Below are 16828 nucleotides of genomic sequence, written 5' to 3' on the forward strand. Positions count from 1 at the left end.
TTTTCGAAGCGTTCCAGCGCAGATTTCCGATTTGCCTTCAGCGACGTCGCGCGGCGCGCACGCCGGGGATCTTGCAGACCTCGGCGAGCACCTGGTTCAGCCGTGACGAGTCGGCAATCTCGAGCGTGAACGTCATCCACGCCGTACCCACCGCCTGCCCCTTCATCGACTGCGTGTGCACACCGCTGACATTCATCTGCTGCTTCGCGAGCAGCTCCGAGATGTCGCGCAACAGCCCCTGCCGATCGGTGGCCTCGACGATGACATCGACCGGATAAAGCCGCGGCTTGCCGTCCTTCGGCCGATTCCGCTCGCCGCGCCCCCAGGTGACGCTGATCACCCGTTCCGGCGCGCGCGCGCGCATGTCGCGGAAATTGCTGCAATCGAGGCGGTGGATCGCGACACCGCGGCCCCGCGTCACATAGCCGCCGATCGGATCCGGCGGCGCCGGTCGGCAGCAGCGCGACAGGCTGGTCATCAGCGATTCGACACCGACCACCAGCACGCCACTGCCTTCCGGCGGCCCGTCGTCGCGCATCGGCCGCTTCGATGCGATGACCTCGTCAGGCGTCGGCAACGGCTCGGCCGGGCGCAGCAGGTTCTCGATGTTGCGCAGCGAGAATTCGTCCTTGCCGACCACCTCGAACAGCGCGTCGGCATGGCGGAAGCCGAGCTGGTGCGCGAGGTCGTCGAGTTTCAACGAGGTCTTGCCCTCGCGTTGCAGCAGCTTCTCGACCGCATCTCGGCCGCGGGCGATCGTCTGCGCCTGCTGCTGCGCGTTGAACCAGGTCCTGACCTTGGCACGCGCGCGCGGGCTGTGCAGATAGCCGAGTTCCGGGTTCAGCCAGTCGAGCGACGGGCCGCCTTCGCGGCCGCTGACGATCTCGACTGTCTGGCCGCTCGACAGCGGCCGGTTCAGCGGCACCAGCACACCGTCGACCTTGGCGCCGCGGCAGCGGTGGCCGAGCGTGGTGTGCAAGGCATAGGCGAAGTCGAGTGGTGTCGCGCCGGCCGGCAGATCGACAACCGCAGCCTGTGGCGTGAAGACATAGATGCGCGGATCGGACACCGCCGCATGGGTGGCGCCGGAAGCACCCTCCTGGTCGCTTAGGTCGCGCTCCCAGGCCAGCAGTTCGCGCAACACCGCCTTGCGTGCCTCGGTCAGCTCGGCATCGGTCTGCGCCAGCGCACTGGTGCCCGCATACGCCTTGCTGCCGGCTTCCTTGTAGGCCCAGTGCGCGGCGATGCCGTGTTCGGCATGCGCATGCATCTCGACGGTGCGGATCTGCACCTCGACCGCGCGGCCGGTATCGTCGAGCACGACGGTGTGCAGCGACTGGTAGCCGTTCGGCTTCGGCTTTGCGATGTAGTCGTCGAACTCGCTTTCGACCGGCGTATAGCGGCCGTGCACGCGGCCGAGCACCGCATAGCAGTCGGCGACATCACCCACCAGCACGCGGGTCGCGCGCAGATCGAAGACATGGTCGATGTCGAGCGCCTTGCCCTGCATCTTCTTCCAGATGCTGTACAGGTGTTTCGGCCGCCCCTGCACTTCGGCGCTCAGTCCCTGCCGGTTCAGCAATTCCGCCAGCTCGCAGCGGAACTGCTCGACGCTGCGCTCGCGTTCGACCCGGCGTTCGGCGAGCATCCGGGCGACCGCGTGGTAGTCGGCCGGTTGCATGAAGCGGAACGCGAGGTCCTCGATTTCCCATTTGATCTGCCAGATGCCGAGCCGGTTCGCCAACGGCGCAAACACCTGCATCGATTCGCGTGCCAGTTCGACCGGGCAAGTCGTCTTCGACGCGGCATGGAAGCGCAGCGTCTGCAGCCGCGACGCGAGCCGCAGCAGCACCACCCGCAGATCCTGCGAAAACGCGAGCAGCATCTTGCGCACCCGCTCGGTCTGCTGCGCCCGCAGTTCGACACCGACCTGCGCCGAGCGCGCTGCGCGCTGGATCTGCACCAGCTTGCGGGTGTGCATCACCAGGCTCGCATGCGACTCGCCGAAGGCCTTTGCGACCGTTTCAGCCGGCGGCTGCAGATGGTCGCCGGCATAGACGAGATAGGCCGCCGCACGCATCGACGGCGCCGCGCCGATCGACTCGAGGATCGCCGCGACACCGTCGGCATGAGCCAGCGTGGCTTCGCCGGTATCGAGCAGCTGGCCGGTCAGCAGCGGCTCGGCAAAAGCCCGCGCGCGTTGCAGTTCGCCGAGACCGTCGTCCGGATGGTCATCGGTCAGCGCAACGATGACCGCCGAACCGCCGCTGGCATCGGCGGCGATCGGGTCGTGTGAGGCGTCAGTCTTCATGGCGCAGCAAATCGGCGCAGCGCGCGTGTCCTTCGTCTTCCGGTCGAACAAGTCTGCCGGACAGGCTCCGGGCGAGGGTCATGACCCCAAGAGGAAATCACGGACCACCGCGATCTGGTCATCGTGGACCAACGTCGGTGCATGGCCGACGCCGGGCAGTTCGTGCAGTTCGGCGCGCGGGCCGCGGCACGTCATCTCACGTGCCGTCTCGATCGTCAGCAGATCGGATTCGGCGCCGCGCAGCAGCAGCGTCGGGCAGCGCACCGCGTCGTAGGCCTTCCACAACTGGGCTTCGCCGGCCTTCGCAATCTCCGGCGTGATCGCGCGAAACGGCACCGCGATGCCCGGGTCGTAATGCGGCTCCCAGACCGCCGCGCCGTCGGTGGCCTTCGCCGGCTTGACCATCGCCTGCGTCAGCTCAAGCCATTGCTCGCGCGAGTGTGGTCCGAAACCCTGCGAAATCGTCAGCAGGTAGTCGGCGGCCGCTTCGACCGACGGCCATTGCAGCGCCGCGCCGACATAGGTTCCGATCCGTGCCAGCGCCTCCGGCGCGATCGCCGGGCCGACATCGTTCAGCACCAGCCGCTCGATCGGCGAATTGGCCAGCGAAGCCAGCCCCATGCCGATCAGCCCGCCCATCGAGGTGCCGACCCAATGCAGTTGACGGGCATCGAGCCGCGCCAGCAGCGTCACCATGTCGGCCACATACGCCGGCAACTGGTAGCCCGACGGATCGGCGAGAAAGTCGGACTGGCCGCGGCCGACGACATCCGGACAGATGACACGGTACTGGTCCAGCATCGTGCGGGCCAGCTTGTCGAAATCGCGCCCCTGGCGCGACAGGCCGTGCACGCAGACCAGCACCCGGGGGTTGTCCGCAGCGCCCCATTCCCAGTACGCCATGCGGTGCAGGCCCGAGGCACCGAGGCATTGGACATGGTGCAGGCGGGGTTCGGTCTGGCTGTTGGCGAAGGGCATGGTGACGGGAATCGGGCAGGCGGCGGCGGGCCGCGGGACGGCTGTCTTTTATGATCAATGCTAACAACGACGGGGGAAATCCATGCTCAACGGAAAAACGGCGCTGGTCACCGGCTCGACCAGCGGAATCGGCCTCGGCATCGCGATCTGCCTGGCCAGGCAAGGCGCCAATGTGGTGCTGAACGGTTTCGGCGAAACCGACGCCGCGCAGGCGGCAGTGCGTGAATACGGCCAGAAGGTCGGCTACCACGGTGCCGACATGAGCAAGCCGGACGAGATCGAGGCGATGATGGCCTATGCCCAGGCCGAATTTGGCGGCGTCGACGTTCTCGTCAACAATGCCGGCATCCAGCATGTCGCGCCGGTCGAGGATTTTCCGAGCGCGCGCTGGGACGCGATCATCGCGATCAACCTGAGCTCGGTCTTCCACACGACCCGGCTGGCGATTCCGGCAATGCGCAAGAAGAACTGGGGCCGCGTGCTGAACATCGCATCGACCCACGGACTGGTCGCCTCGGCGCAGAAATCGGCCTATGTGGCGGCCAAACACGGTGTCGTCGGCTTCACGAAGTCGGTCGCGCTGGAAACCGCGACGACCGGTGTCACCGTCAATGCGATCTGCCCCGGCTGGGTGCTGACGCCGCTGGTGCAGAAACAGGTCGATGCCCGCGCCGCCGCCGACGGCATCAGCGACGACGAGGCAAAAAAGGCCTTGTTGCGCGAAAAGCAGCCGTCGCTGCAGTTCACGACGCCGGAGCAACTCGGCGAATTGGCGTTGTTCCTCTGTTCGGATGCCGCGGCGAATGTGCGCGGCGTCGCCTGGCAGATGGACGGCGGCTGGACGGCCCAGTGAGCCGGCCCGCCGCGGGCCTCATTTCAGCAACTGCACCGAGCCGTTGACGGTCATCGTGACCTCGGCGGTGCCGGCCTCGACCGGCAAGGCCTCGTCGGCCGCCTGCGCCCCCATCGCTCTGACCCGCATTTGCGGCAGGTATTCGCGCGGCGGGCCGTTCGACGACAGATTGACCTCGCGGATCACATAACTGCTGTAGCCGAACAGCTTGGCCAGCTTGTCGGCGCGCTGGCGGTAGTTGCCAACCGCCTGCGCGGTGACGTCGGCCTCGGCCTTCTCGCGCTGCTCACGCGACAGGCTGTAGGCGACGCGCGAAATGCTCAGGCTCGAGATGCGCCCGGTCAACTGGGCAATCGCCGCCATGTCGCGGCCTTCGATCGTCATCTCGGTGCGGCCCTGCCAGCCGTTGGTCTGGCCCTTCGATGTATACCGCGGCGACAGCGAAAAATTGCCGGCCTGCACCTCGACCTGGCCCGGCTTGGCGACCCGGCGCGCCTCTTGCAGCGCCGCATCGAGCGCCTGCTTCAACGCGCTCTGGATCGGGCCTGCCTCGCTGCCCTCGCGCTGGGTCGACAGTGTCACGCTGATCCAGTCCTTCGCGACCTCGGTGCTGGCGCTCGCCGACAGGTTGACGACGCCTTGCGGCGGTGGCGTCTGATCGGCCTGTGCAGGCATCGCCAGCGCCAGCGCGACGACGGCGAGTCCGCTGGCGACGATGCCGCGGGCGGACGGTGCTGCTGGAATCTGGGACATTGGGTCGGGCTCCTTGTTGTCAGGGTTGTTCTGGTCAGGTTGGAGCGGCTTTCGGCCGGTCTATTCCGGGCCGATTTGTAACAGATGGTCAAACTGGCCGAAAACGGCCGTTTCCGCTGCGCAGAATCGGGGCTGTTACAAATAAGGGATTACGCCGATGTCTGCCAACCCCCGATCCGACCGGATCGTGATCGTCGATGACGACGCCCGCATCAGGGACCTGCTGCGTCGCTACCTGACCCAGGAGGGCTTCGACGTGCTGCTCGCCGAGGATGCACGCGCCCTGAACCGGTTGCTGACGCGCGAGACGATCGACCTGATCGTGCTCGACCTGATGCTGCCCGGCGAAGACGGTCTGTCGATCTGCCGCCGGCTGCGCGCCGCCAACGACCGCACGCCGATCATCATGCTGACCGCGAAGGTCGAGGATGTCGACCGCATCGTCGGCCTCGAGGTCGGCGCCGACGACTACCTGCCGAAACCGTTCAACCCGCGTGAACTGCTGGCCCGCATCCATGCGGTGCTGCGGCGACGGCCGGCGCCCGAGGCGCCCGGCGCGCCGTCGAAGGATGCGATGACGGTGACCTTCGGCCCGTTCGAATTCGACCTGGCGCTGCGCCGGCTGTCGAAAAACGGCGAGGTGCTGGCGCTGACGACCGGCGAGTTCTCGATGCTGAAGGCGCTGGTCCGCCATCCACGCCAGCCGCTGTCGCGCGACAAGCTCGCGCAACTGGCGCGCGGCCGCGAATTCGAACCCTTCGACCGCAGCCTCGACGTGCAGGTGTCGCGCCTGCGCAAGATGATCGAGCCCGATCCGGCTCAGCCGCGTTATATCCAGACGGTCTGGGGCGTCGGCTACGTGTTCGTGCCGGACGGCGTGGCCTGAGCCGATGGCGTCCGGCGGCCCACCCGCAGCGGCGGCATCGCCCGCCGCTGCCGCATCGTCCGGCCGCAGCGCGTCGACCGCGAAGCCGCCCGGTTCCCGGATGCCGCGCAACAGGGTCGCGCTGAGCCTGTTCTGGCGCACCTTCTTCCTGCTTGCGGTGCTGCTTGCTGGAGGCGTCTTCGCATGGACGCAGACCTTTCGCGCACTCGAGGCCGAGCCGCGCGCCGCACAGGCGGCGCAGCAGATCGCCAGCCTGGTCAACCTGGCCCGCGCGGTGCTGACCACGGTCGACGGCATCAACCGGGTTGCGCTGGTCAAGAGCATGTCGGACCCGGACAGCATCAAGCTGACGCCGCGCGAGCCGAGCGACCAGTGGGTCAGCTACGAGGTCGACCGCTTTACGCGCGCGACCGGCGAGGCGCTGCGCGCCCGGCTCGGCCCGGATACGCTGGTCGCCAGCTCGGTCAACGGCACGCGCGGCCTGTGGGTCGGCTTCACGCTCGACAAGGACCCGTACTGGGTGCTGGCCGACGCGACGCGGCTCGCGCCGATGGCAACCAGCACCTGGCTGAGCTGGGTCGGCATTGCGCTGCTCGCGACGGTGCTCGGCTCGGCCGCCGTGGCGCGGCTGATCAACCAGCCGTTGCGCGACCTGTCGTCGGCAACCAGTCGGATCCGCGGCGGCGAATACGACTCGCGGCTCGACGAAAGCACGCTGACCAGCGAGATCCGCGAGGTCAACATGGGTTTCAACCGGATGGCGCGCGAACTCGCAAAGGTCGAGGAAGACCGCGCGGTGATGCTGGCCGGCATCTCGCACGACCTGCGCACGCCGCTGGCGCGGCTGCGGCTTGAAACCGAGATGAGCGTGCAGGACGAAGAGGCGCGCCGCTACATGGCGTCGGACATTGCGCAGCTCGACGCGATCATCGACAAGTTCATGGACTACGCGCGCCCGGGCCAGGTCAAGCTGGTGCCGGTCAGCCTCGCCGCGCTGGTCGAGCGCGAGATGACGAGTTTCCGCGATCCGGGGCAGATCCGCATCGAGTCGACGGTGTCGCCGCAGACCCGCGTGCTGGCCGACGAAACCGAGTTGTCGCGGGTGCTGCAGAACCTGTTCGAGAATTCGCGCCGTTATGGCCGCAGCGGACCGGACCAGATCGCCGAGGTGCGTGTCAGCGAAAGCCGGCACGCCGGCGGCGTCACACTGACGGTGCGCGATTTCGGCAGCGGCGTCGACCCCGCCAAGCTGAACCAGATCGCCACGCCGTTCTACCGCGGCGACACCGCGCGCACCGCGGCGACCGGCGCCGGGCTTGGCCTCGCAATCGTCGACAAGGCGATCCAGCGGATGGGCGGCCAGCTCGAACTGCTGAATGCCAGTGGCGGCGGCCTGATGGTCAATATCCGGTTGAAAAAGGCGCCCTGAGCGGCGCGGCCAAGCGCCGCAGCGCCCGGCTCAGCTGCCGGTCAGCAGGCAGACTGCACGGGCTTCGATCGCTTCGCCGCGGCCGACCGGCCCCATCTTCTCCGCCGTCTTCGCTTTCACATTGACCTGATCGACGCTGACTTCCAGTGCCTGCGCGATGCGCTCGCGCATTGCGGCGATGTGCGGCGCCATCTTCGGCGCCTGCGCGACGATCGTCGAGTCGACGTTGTTGATCTGCCAGCCGGCCGCCCTCACCCGTCGCGCCGCCTCGCTCAGCAGGCGGACCGAATCGGCACCCTTGAAGTTCGGGTCGGTATCGGGGAAATGGCGGCCGATGTCACCAAGCGCGGCGGCGCCGAACAGCGCATCGGTGATCGCATGGCACAAGGCATCGGCATCGGAATGACCGGCCAGCCCATGGCTGTGCGCAATCGTCACGCCGCCGAGGACCAGCGGGCGGCCGCTGACGAGTGCATGGGTGTCCCAGCCTTCGCCGATGCGCAGGCGCGTGATCGCCGCCGCGGCGGGGCTTGTCATTGGCGTGTCCTCAGCAGCCGTTCGGCCAGGTCGAAATCGCTCGGATAGGTCAGCTTGAAATTTTCGCTCGATGCCGCGACCAGCCGCGGCGCCAGGCCGATCGCCTCGACCGCGCTCGCCTCGTCGGTGACCTGCGGCCCGGCAGCGGCCAGCGCTCGGCGCAACAAGCCGATGCGAAACATCTGCGGCGTCTGCGCCAGCCACTTGCCGGCGCGCGGCAGTGTTGCAGCGACGCGGCCACCCTCCTCGCTTTTCAGCGTGTCGGCCAGCGGCAAAGCGAGCAGCCCGCCGACCGGGTCGTCGCGGCAGGCATCGATCAGCGCATCGACCATCGCGGCCCGGACCAGGCAACGGGCGGCGTCGTGGACCAGCACCCAGTCTTCGTCAACCGCGCCTGCATCGAGCAGCGCGAGCAGGCCGTTCGATACCGTCTCGGCGCGGGTTGCGCCACCGCAGCGGCGCACCAGCAGGCGGCGCGACCACTCACTCGCGACATGTTGCTCGAACGCGGCATCGTCTGGCGCCACCGCGACCAGCAGCAGCTCGATCCGTGAAACCTCCAGCATCGCGCCGACCGTGTGCGCAACCATCGCCTTGCCGGCCAGCGGCACATACTGCTTCGGCCCGGCCGCACCGGAGCGGGCGCCGATGCCGGCGCACGGGATCAGCGCAAAAAAGCGGGACGGGGCGGAACGATTGGTGTTGCTCATCAGAGGTCGCCGCGATGATCGGCAGGCGGCCCGCAGTATAGGTTCGAGGCGCTGACCCAGGCACCGCGGCACGCAGACGTGGCAAGCCGGATTTCCGCATCCAGCGCGCCGCCAGGCGCGCTCCGGCGGCATGACCCTGCCCCCGTTGGCGACACAGCGCCTTCCTTACAATGACCACGAACGCGCCCCGACGCCTGCCCGCCGGGGCGTTCTGCTTTTTCGCGCCGCCTCATGCAACTGCCCGTCATCGCCCCCGGAAAACGTTTTACGCTGCCGCGCCCGCCGGCGTCGGCCGATGCGCTGCTGCTGGCCGAATTTGCCGGCAAGCAGGCGGTGCAGCAGCGGATGACGGTGATCGTCACCGCCGACCCGGGTGATACCCAGCGGCTCGAGGCCGAACTGGCATTTTTTGCGCCGTCGTTGCGGATCGCGGTTTTTCCCGACTGGGAAACCCTGCCCTATGACACCTTCTCGCCGCACCAGGACCTGATCTCGGAGCGCCTGGCGACGCTGTGGCGGATCCGCCAGAACGATGTCGACATCGTGCTGATGCCGGCGTCGACGGCAATGGTGCGGCTGGCGCCGCCGAGTTTTCTCGCCGCCTATACCTTCCATTTCCGGCAGAAGCAGAAACTCGACGAGCAGGCCCTGAAGGCGCAGCTGACGCTGGCCGGCTACAGCCATGTCAGCCAGGTCGTCTCACCGGGCGAATATGCGGTGCGCGGCGGGCTGATCGACCTGTTTCCGATGGGCTCGCCGGTGCCCTACCGGGTCGACCTGTTCGGCGACGAGATCGACAGCATCCGCACCTTCGATCCGGATACCCAGCGCAGCCTGTACCCGGTGCCCGAGGTGCGGCTGCTGCCGGGCCGCGAATTTCCGATGGACGAGGCGGCGCGCACCGCCTTCCGCGCCCGCTGGCGCGAACGCATCGAAGGCGACCCGACCAAGGTGCGGCTGTACAAGGACATCGCATCGGGCATCGCGACCGCCGGCATCGAGTACTACCTGCCGCTGTTTTTCGACAGCACTGCGACGATCTTCGACTACCTCGCCGCCGGCAGCCAGTTGGCGTTGCACGGCGAAGTCGACGAGGCGCTGAAGAAATTCTGGACCGATACCCGCGAGCGGCACCGCTTCCTGCAGCACGACCCGGAGCGGCCGCTGCTGCCGCCGGAAGACCTGTTCCTGAAACCGGAAGATTTCTTCACGCTGGCTGGCGGCTTTGCGACCTTGTCGATTCGCGGCCGCGAGCCGGTCGAGTGGGCGCGACCACTGCCCGATGTCAGCGTCGACCGCGGCTCGCCCGATCCGCTGAAGAAGCTGCAGCTGCACCTCGGGCAGACGCCGCACCGCGTATTGATCGCTGCCGAAAGCGAGGGCCGCCGCGAAAGCCTGCTCGAGCTGCTGCGCGACAACAAGATCGATCCGCCGAGCGTCGCATCGCTGCAGGACTTCTGCGCCGGCGACGAGCGCTTCGCGATTGTCGTCGCAGCGCTCGCCGAAGGCTTCTTCTGGCACGAGCCCGACCAAGGCACGGCGATCCAGTTCCTGACCGAAACCGAGCTGTTTGCCACGTCGCCGACCGCCCGGCGGCGGCGCAAGCAGGAACAGGTCAGCGATGTCAATGCGCTGATCAAGGACCTGTCGGAGCTGAAGGTTGGCGACCCGGTCGTCCACACCAACCACGGCATCGGCCGTTACGTCGGGCTGAAGCACATCGACCTCGGCGACGGCGACAGCGAATTCCTGCACCTCGAATATGCCGACAAGGCGACGCTGTACGTGCCGGTGGCGCAACTCCATCTGATCAGCCGCTATACCGGCGTCAGTGCCGAGGAGGCGCCGCTGCACCGGCTCGGCTCCGGCCAGTGGGACAAGGCCAGGCGCAAGGCGGCCGAGCAGGTGCGCGATACCGCCGCCGAGCTGCTGAATCTGTATGCCCGCCGCGCCGCGCGCGAGGGCCATGCGCACCGCTATTCGGCGCACGACTACGAGTCGTTCGCGACCAGTTTCGGCTTCGACGAGACGCCGGACCAGCAGGCGGCGATCCATGCGGTGATCCAGGACATGGTCTCGCCGCAGCCGATGGACCGGCTGGTCTGCGGCGACGTCGGTTTCGGCAAGACCGAGGTCGCGCTGCGTGCGGCATTTGTCGCGGTGATCGGCGGCAAGCAGGTCGCGATCCTCGCGCCGACGACGCTGCTTGCCGAGCAGCACTACCAGAATATCGTCGACCGTTTCGGCCGCTGGCCGGTCAAGGTCGCCGAACTGTCGCGTTTCCGCTCCGCGAAGGAGATCAAGACCGCGCTCGAAGGCATTGCCGACGGCACGATCGACATCGTCGTCGGCACCCACAAGCTGATCAGCGACAAGGTCAAGTTCAAGCGCCTCGGGCTGCTGGTGATCGACGAGGAGCACCGTTTCGGCGTGCGCCACAAGGAGGCGATCAAGGCGATGCGCGCCGAGGTCGACGTGCTGACGCTGACCGCGACGCCGATTCCGCGCACGCTGGGCATGGCGCTCGAAGGCCTGCGCGATCTGAGCGTGATCGCGACTGCGCCGCAGCGGCGGCTGGCGATCAAGACCTTCGTGCGCAACGAGAGCAGCGGGACGATCCGCGAGGCGGTGCTGCGCGAACTGAAGCGCGGCGGCCAGGTCTATTTCCTGCACAACGAGGTCGAGACGATCGAGAACCGGCGCGACAAGCTCGCCGAACTGCTGCCCGAGGCACGCATCGCGATCGCCCATGGCCAGATGCCCGAGCGCGAACTCGAACGCGTGATGCGCGATTTCGTCGCGCAGCGCCACAACGTGTTGTTGTGCTCGACGATCATCGAGACTGGCATCGACGTGCCGAGCGCGAACACGATCGTGATCAGCCGCGCCGACAAGTTCGGCCTGGCGCAGCTGCACCAGCTGCGCGGCCGCGTCGGCCGCAGCCACCACCAGGCCTATGCCTACCTGCTGGTGCCCGAGGTCGAGGGCCTGACCAAGCAGGCCGCGCAGCGGCTGCAGGCGATCCAGGACATGGAGGAACTCGGCTCCGGCTTCTACCTCGCGATGCACGATCTGGAGATCCGCGGCGCCGGTGAGGTACTCGGTGAAAACCAGAGCGGCAACATGATGGAGATCGGCTTCCAGCTCTACAACGAGATGCTCGCCGAGGCGGTGCGTTCGCTGAAGGCTGGCGAGGAGCCGGATCTGCTGAGCCCGTTCAGCGCGACGACCGAAATCAACCTGCATGCGCCGGCACTGCTGCCGAACGAGTATTGCGGTGACGTCCACACCCGGCTGAACCTGTACAAGCGGCTGGCGAGCGCCGACAAGTCCGAGCAGATCGACCTGCTGCTCGAAGAGATCACCGACCGCTTCGGCAAGCTCCCCGCCCAGGGCCAGAACCTGTTCGACGTGCACCGGCTGCGCGTGCTGGCGAAGCCCTATGGCGTCACGAAGATCGATGCGTCGCCGGCGCTGATCGTGATCGGCTTCAAGCCGAATCCGCCGATCGAGGCGATCCGCATCATCGAACTGGTGCAAAAGAACCGCCACGTCAAGCTGGCCGGCAACGACAAGCTGCGGATCGAGAAGGCCTTGCCCGATGCGAAGGACCGCGCCCAGCTGATCCGCGACGTGCTGCGTGCACTGGGGCCGCCGAAGGCGCCGCAGCCGGCAGCCGCACCGGCCGCCGCCGCACTCAGCGGAACATCTGCGCGATGAACGGACCGTTCGGGCCCTGACAGCCGCCTGCAAAATGTGTGAAGTCGGGTGACGCCTGCATGTTGCAGTTGGCGGTGGCCAGCGGCACGCCATTGACCACCATCGTCAGCGTCAGCCGCAGCAGGCTGCCGTCGAGCTGACCCTGACCGTTGCCGACCTGCTGGCCGCCGGCATGGGCGGTCAGCGTGATCTGCGCGCCCTGCTGCGAGATCTGGTAGGTCTCGCCGTCGAGCGTGCGCCACAGGCCGTTGAGGTTCGGCACGCTGCTGGTGGCAGCTGGCGCCGGCGCCGGCGCTGGTGCGGGCGCAGGGCTTGGCTGCGGCATCGGCTGCGGGTTGAACAACGGCAGATCGCCACCGTCGCCGCTGCCGTTGAACTCGTCGGCGATATAGGCGACGCCAAGCACCACCAGTCCGATCCAGACATAGCGGCCCCATTTGCGCCCGGCTGGCTTGCCGGCGGGCGCAGGCGGTGGCGCAGGCGGTCCGGGATCCTTTTGCAGCGTCAGGCCCGGAACTCGCGCCAGCGTCTCGACCAGCCGCTGCAGATCACCGCGCCAGCGGCTGTCGGCGATGTCGAGCGCCTGGCGGCGTACCAGCGGGCGCAGGTCGGGCGGCAGATCCGCTTCGGCCGGCAGCGGCGTGCCGTCGACCAGCACCGGCACGACGCGGATGCCACGCTGCAAGGCGGTCGAGATTTCCTGCCGTATCCAGTCCTGCGGGTCGTCGAGCCGCCGATTGCCGGCCGCATCGCGGATGTCGAGCCAGCGCGGGCCGATCAGCACCAGCATCACGACACAGACCTCGAGCGCCCGGTTCAGTGCCTCGACAAAATCGACGCCGAGCTCGATGCCTTCGATGTCGCGAAAGATGCTGGCAGTGCCGAAGTGATCGGACAGATCGTCGGCCAGCCTGCCGGCCGCCTGGCGGGCGTCGTCGCGTCGGTAACTGATGAAGATGCCACCTGCCATCGGACTGGTTCCATCGTGGCCCGGACGATAATCGGACGATGCAGTTTAGACCTCAGCCGGATCCGGCCACATCCCCAGTTTCTGCGACGCACGATCAGCGTTCGACGGCGGACTTCCCCGGCCTTGTCGTGCAGGGCATTGCGGCTCCGCTGCGCCTGACCGATTTCAAGCTGGTCGCGTTCGACATGGATTCGACGCTGATCAACATCGAATGCATCGACGAGATCGCCGCTGCAGCCAATCGCAAGGCCGAAGTCGCCGCGATCACCGAAGCGGCGATGCGCGGCGAGATCACCGATTTCAAGGACAGCCTGCGCCGCCGCCTGGCACTGCTGCAAGGCATTCCGGAGCAGGCGCTGGCCGATGTCTACGAACAGCGGCTGCAGTTGAATCCGGGCGTCGAAACCTTCGTGAAGACCTGCCAGCAGGCCGGGCTGAAGACCTTGCTGGTTTCCGGCGGCTTCACCTTTTTCAGCGAACGCGTGCGGCAGCGGCTCGGCATCGATTTCTGCCGCGCCAATGTGCTCGAAATCGTCGATGGCCGGCTGACCGGTCGCGTCGTCGATCGTCCGTGGGGCGACATCGTCGACGGCGCCGAGAAGCGGCGCGTGCTGCTCGAGGTCTGCGACCTGCTCGGCATCGCGCCGTCGCAGTCGATTGCCGTCGGCGACGGTGCGAACGACCTGCCGATGCTTGGCGAAGCCGGCCTCAGTGTGGCCTTCCACGCCAAGCCGGCGGTGCGCGAGCGGGCGATGGTCTCGGTTGTCGAGGGCGGGATGGACAGACTGCTGCAGCTGTTCAGCAGCTGAGCGGCGCGCTGCAGATTCGAGCCCATCATCGAGCGATAGCCGCCACTGGCGCAGATCTTGCGGGGTAGTCAGCCATGAACAGTTTCATCAAGGCCTGTGAAGTCTGGATCCCGTCGAAGGACGGCAGCATGCTCGAGTTTTCGGCCGGCCTGTTCGGCGCTGCAAGCGGGTTTGCGGCGGTCGCGCAGGCGATGTGTTTCGGCCGCGGCGAAGGCCTGCCGGGCCGAGCGTGGGACGAAGGCCGGCCGATCATGCTGAAGCAGCTCGACGGCAGCTATTTCCGCCGTGCCGCCGCTGCCGAGGCGGCCGGCATCCGCAGTGCGGTGGCGATGCCGATCTTCCTGCGCGACGATCTCAGCGCGGTGCTGGTTTTTTTCTGCGGCGCGACCGGCAGCGCTGCCGGTGCGCTCGAGTTGTGGCACAACGATCCGCGCGTCAGCACCGACATGAAGCTGGTCGATGGCCATTTCGGCGACGGCAGCGAGGCGCTCGAAGCCTTGTCGCGCGACGCCTACCTGCCGCGTGGCACCGGGCTCGCCGGCATTGCCTGGCAACGCGGCGCGGCGGTGCTGATCGATGACCTGGGACAGTCGAACCAGTTTCTGCGCAGCGATTCGACCGCCGAGGCCGGCATCAAGCGCGGGCTGGCGATCCCCTGCTGCACGACCGGCAACCACCACCATGTGCTGAATTTCCTGTCGGCATCGCGCACGCCGATCGCGCAGCGGATCGAGAGCTGGGCGCCGGCCGGCGAAGGCGCTGGCTTGCAGCGCGTCTTCGGATTCAGCGAGGCCAGCGGCGCGCTGCCAACCGGCGACGAAGGGCCGACGATCGCGCTCGATGCCGGCGCGGTCGCCACGGCCTGGGACAGCGGTGTGCCGCAGGTGGTCAATGGCGGCGCCGACGGCGACGGCGATGGCAGCAGCCTGCTGGCGATCCCCGTGATCGCCGACGGCCGGGTCGCCGAGGTCGTCGTGCTTTATTTCGACTGAGGCGCGCCGGCCAGCCGCTTTTCGGCCGCGGCCCGCATCTCGCTCAGTGTCGACCGGCTGGTGATCACGTCGGTATCGAGCTTCAGGTGGATCAGGGTCGGCCGATCGGCCTCCAGCGCAGCAGCAAAAGCCGCTTCGAAATCGGCGTTGTTCTCGACCCGCTCGCCGGCAGCCCAGCCATGGGCCCGCGCCAGCGCGGCGAAATCGGGGTTGAACAGGTCGCTGCCGCTGACCCGGCCTGGATATTCCCGCTCCTGGTGCATGCGGATCGTGCCGTAGCTGCCGTTGTCGACGACGATGCTGATCAGCTTGCCACGGCCACGGCCGGCGCCATAGGCGGTTGCGGTTGCCAGTTCCTGGCCGGTCATCATGAAGTCGCCGTCGCCGGCGATGTTGATGACGCAGCGTTGCGGATACAGCAGTGCCGCGGCCACCGCCGCCGGCACGCCATAACCCATCGCGCCGGAGGTCGGCGCAAGTTGTGTCCGGCCGTTCTTGCCGAGGCCCGGATACTGCACAAAGCGGTGCAGCCAGCCGCTGTAATTGCCGGCACCGTTGGTATAAACCGCATCCTCCGGTGCCATCCGCTGCACCAGCTTGACGACTTCGGCCATGTCGAGCGGCGCAACCGCTTGCGGCTGCAGATTGGCCTGGTAATCGGCCTGCGCGGCCGCGGTCCACTCGGACCAGGCCGGGTTGGTTGGTGCGGACAGCGTCGCCAGCGCATGCGCGGCGCAGGCAAGGCTCGACTGGATCAGCAGATCGGCGGCATAGACCCGGCCGAGTTCCTCGGCGCCCGGGTGGATGTGCACCAGCGCCTGCGCTGGCCGCGGCACCGACAGCAGGCTGTAGCCGCCGGTGGTCATTTCGCCGAGCCGCGGGCCGATCGCGATGATCAGATCGGCATCGCGCACGCGCTGCGCCAGTTTCGGATTGATGCCGATGCCGACATCGCCGGCATAGTTCGGATGCCGGTTGTCGAACAGATCCTGGAAGCGGAATGCGCAGCCGACCGGCAGCTGCCAGGATTCGGCAAATTGTTCGAGCGCCTGGCAGGATGCGGCGTCCCAGCCGCTGCCGCCGGCAATCACCAGCGGCCGTTGCGCGGCCTGCAGCCGCTCGCGCAGCGCGCTCAATGCGGCCGGCGACGGCGAACATTGCGCCGGCTCGGCACGCGGCAGCACCGCTGCAGCGGTCGGCGTCGTCAGCATGTCTTCCGGCAGCACCAGCACGACCGGGCCGGGCCGGCCCTGCATCGCGGTATGGAAGGCGCGGCCGATATATTCGGGCAGCCGGTTTGCATCGTGCACCTCGCCGACCCACTTCGCCATTCCGAGCGTGCCGGGGCCGAACATCTGCCGGTAGTCGACTTCCTGGAAGGCTTCTCGGTCGCGCTGGTCGCTGGCCACCTGGCCGACGAACAACACCATCGGCGTGCTGTCCTGGAACGCGGTGTGCACACCGATGCTGGCATTCGTCGCACCCGGACCGCGGGTGACAAAACAGATGCCAGGACGGCCGCTGAGCTTGCCCTGCGCTTCGGCCATGAAGGCCGCGCCGCCCTCCTGCCGGCAGGCGATGAAGCGGATCTGCTCGCGGTAGCGCCAGAAGCCGTCGAGCACCGCGAGATAACTCTCGCCGGGCACGCCGAAACAGGTATCGATGCCTTGTTCGATCAGCGCCTCGACCAGCAGATGCCCGCCCAGGCGGGTTTCGCTCGATGAACCGGGAGGAGTGGAAGCAGATGGATTCGTCATCCCGCAACTGTAAGGCCCCGTCATCAGGCAGGACAATGAACGACCTGCCGCGAACGGCCGGCGAGCGAAAATAACGGACTGGGCACGGCTGCGCCTGGGCTACGATCGACGCCGGTCCGCCAG

Annotated in this window: 13 protein-coding genes; 6 read left to right on the plus strand and 7 right to left on the minus strand. The window is 67.6% G+C overall.

The genetic code is table 11. The features are described 5' to 3' along the window. Positions 1 to 37: 37 nt before the first annotated feature. Together ACNH6H_RS00595 and ACNH6H_RS00600 are read right to left on the minus strand one after the other, a co-directional pair. The gene (locus ACNH6H_RS00595) at positions 38 to 2311 is read right to left on the minus strand and encodes a RelA/SpoT family protein (protein ID WP_418314784.1); all 2274 of its coding nucleotides are present in this window, start codon (positions 2309 to 2311) and stop codon (positions 38 to 40) included. 78 nt (positions 2312 to 2389) lie between these two features. Next, positions 2390 to 3289, minus strand: a complete 900-nt coding sequence (locus ACNH6H_RS00600; protein ID WP_418314785.1) for an alpha/beta fold hydrolase — start codon at positions 3287 to 3289, stop codon at positions 2390 to 2392. Positions 3290 to 3371: 82 nt separating this feature from the next. On the opposite strand from ACNH6H_RS00600, the gene ACNH6H_RS00605 reads away from it, so the two are divergent. After that, a complete protein-coding gene (locus ACNH6H_RS00605) occupies positions 3372 to 4142 on the plus strand; it encodes a 3-hydroxybutyrate dehydrogenase (protein ID WP_418314786.1) in 771 nt (256 codons plus the stop codon). A gap of 18 nt (positions 4143 to 4160) precedes the next feature. On the opposite strand, the gene ACNH6H_RS00610 is transcribed toward ACNH6H_RS00605, so the two are convergent. Next, the gene (locus tag ACNH6H_RS00610) at positions 4161 to 4895 is read right to left on the minus strand and encodes an SIMPL domain-containing protein (protein ID WP_418314787.1); all 735 of its coding nucleotides are present in this window, start codon (positions 4893 to 4895) and stop codon (positions 4161 to 4163) included. 157 nt (positions 4896 to 5052) lie between these two features. On the opposite strand from ACNH6H_RS00610, the gene ompR reads away from it, so the two are divergent. Together ompR and ACNH6H_RS00620 are read left to right on the plus strand one after the other, a co-directional pair. Beyond that, on the plus strand, positions 5053 to 5781 hold the full coding sequence (gene ompR / locus ACNH6H_RS00615) for a two-component system response regulator OmpR (RefSeq protein WP_418314788.1): 729 nt from the start codon (positions 5053 to 5055) through the stop codon (positions 5779 to 5781). A gap of 100 nt (positions 5782 to 5881) precedes the next feature. Beyond that, complete coding sequence (locus tag ACNH6H_RS00620) at positions 5882 to 7210, plus strand: ATP-binding protein (protein WP_418314789.1); 1329 nt, start codon at positions 5882 to 5884, stop codon at positions 7208 to 7210. A 30-nt stretch (positions 7211 to 7240) separates the two neighbouring features. On the opposite strand, the gene ispF is transcribed toward ACNH6H_RS00620, so the two are convergent. Both ispF and ispD read right to left on the minus strand, forming a co-directional pair. After that, positions 7241 to 7747 (minus strand): 2-C-methyl-D-erythritol 2,4-cyclodiphosphate synthase, encoded by a 507-nt coding sequence (gene ispF / locus ACNH6H_RS00625; protein ID WP_418314790.1) that lies wholly within the window; start codon positions 7745 to 7747, stop codon positions 7241 to 7243. Further along, a complete protein-coding gene (ispD, locus tag ACNH6H_RS00630; RefSeq protein ID WP_418314791.1) occupies positions 7744 to 8457 on the minus strand; it encodes a 2-C-methyl-D-erythritol 4-phosphate cytidylyltransferase in 714 nt (237 codons plus the stop codon). Before ispD ends, ispF begins: the two co-directional genes overlap by 4 nt. A gap of 231 nt (positions 8458 to 8688) precedes the next feature. On the opposite strand from ispD, the gene mfd reads away from it, so the two are divergent. Then, complete coding sequence (gene mfd / locus ACNH6H_RS00635; protein ID WP_418314792.1) at positions 8689 to 12177, plus strand: transcription-repair coupling factor; 3489 nt, start codon at positions 8689 to 8691, stop codon at positions 12175 to 12177. On the opposite strand, the gene ACNH6H_RS00640 is transcribed toward mfd, so the two are convergent. Continuing rightward, positions 12155 to 13147 (minus strand): toll/interleukin-1 receptor domain-containing protein, encoded by a 993-nt coding sequence (locus tag ACNH6H_RS00640; RefSeq protein ID WP_418314793.1) that lies wholly within the window; start codon positions 13145 to 13147, stop codon positions 12155 to 12157. The two genes, mfd and ACNH6H_RS00640, sit on opposite strands and share 23 nt — an antisense overlap. 38 nt (positions 13148 to 13185) lie before the next feature. On the opposite strand from ACNH6H_RS00640, the gene serB reads away from it, so the two are divergent. Together serB and ACNH6H_RS00650 are read left to right on the plus strand one after the other, a co-directional pair. Further along, the gene (gene serB / locus ACNH6H_RS00645) at positions 13186 to 13956 is read left to right on the plus strand and encodes a phosphoserine phosphatase SerB (protein WP_418314794.1); all 771 of its coding nucleotides are present in this window, start codon (positions 13186 to 13188) and stop codon (positions 13954 to 13956) included. 74 nt (positions 13957 to 14030) lie between these two features. After that, complete coding sequence (locus ACNH6H_RS00650) at positions 14031 to 14948, plus strand: GAF domain-containing protein (protein WP_418314795.1); 918 nt, start codon at positions 14031 to 14033, stop codon at positions 14946 to 14948. Here the strand turns inward: ACNH6H_RS00650 and ACNH6H_RS00655 are convergent. Continuing rightward, a complete protein-coding gene (locus ACNH6H_RS00655; protein WP_418314796.1) occupies positions 14936 to 16705 on the minus strand; it encodes a thiamine pyrophosphate-binding protein in 1770 nt (589 codons plus the stop codon). The two genes, ACNH6H_RS00650 and ACNH6H_RS00655, sit on opposite strands and share 13 nt — an antisense overlap. Positions 16706 to 16828: the final 123 nt, after the last annotated feature.

This window comes from Pseudideonella sakaiensis (genome assembly GCF_048320135.1).
Taxonomy (GTDB): Bacteria; Pseudomonadota; Gammaproteobacteria; order Burkholderiales; family Burkholderiaceae_C; genus Ideonella_A; species Ideonella_A sakaiensis_A.

Excerpts from the sequence above, each read along its gene's own strand:
- ACNH6H_RS00595 (WP_418314784.1), bottom strand. The coding sequence starts at position 2,311 with ATGAAGACTGACGCCTCACACGACCCGATCGCCGCCGATGCCAGCGGC.
- ACNH6H_RS00600 (WP_418314785.1), bottom strand. The coding sequence starts at position 3,289 with ATGCCCTTCGCCAACAGCCAGACCGAACCCCGCCTGCACCATGTCCAA.
- ACNH6H_RS00605 (WP_418314786.1), top strand. The coding sequence starts at position 3,372 with ATGCTCAACGGAAAAACGGCGCTGGTCACCGGCTCGACCAGCGGAATC.
- ACNH6H_RS00610 (WP_418314787.1), bottom strand. The coding sequence starts at position 4,895 with ATGTCCCAGATTCCAGCAGCACCGTCCGCCCGCGGCATCGTCGCCAGC.
- ompR (WP_418314788.1), top strand. The coding sequence starts at position 5,053 with ATGTCTGCCAACCCCCGATCCGACCGGATCGTGATCGTCGATGACGAC.
- ACNH6H_RS00620 (WP_418314789.1), top strand. The coding sequence starts at position 5,882 with ATGCCGCGCAACAGGGTCGCGCTGAGCCTGTTCTGGCGCACCTTCTTC.
- ispF (WP_418314790.1), bottom strand. The coding sequence starts at position 7,747 with ATGACAAGCCCCGCCGCGGCGGCGATCACGCGCCTGCGCATCGGCGAA.
- ispD (WP_418314791.1), bottom strand. The coding sequence starts at position 8,457 with ATGAGCAACACCAATCGTTCCGCCCCGTCCCGCTTTTTTGCGCTGATC.
- mfd (WP_418314792.1), top strand. The coding sequence starts at position 8,689 with ATGCAACTGCCCGTCATCGCCCCCGGAAAACGTTTTACGCTGCCGCGC.
- ACNH6H_RS00640 (WP_418314793.1), bottom strand. The coding sequence starts at position 13,147 with ATGGCAGGTGGCATCTTCATCAGTTACCGACGCGACGACGCCCGCCAG.
- serB (WP_418314794.1), top strand. The coding sequence starts at position 13,186 with ATGCAGTTTAGACCTCAGCCGGATCCGGCCACATCCCCAGTTTCTGCG.
- ACNH6H_RS00650 (WP_418314795.1), top strand. The coding sequence starts at position 14,031 with ATGAACAGTTTCATCAAGGCCTGTGAAGTCTGGATCCCGTCGAAGGAC.
- ACNH6H_RS00655 (WP_418314796.1), bottom strand. The coding sequence starts at position 16,705 with ATGACGAATCCATCTGCTTCCACTCCTCCCGGTTCATCGAGCGAAACC.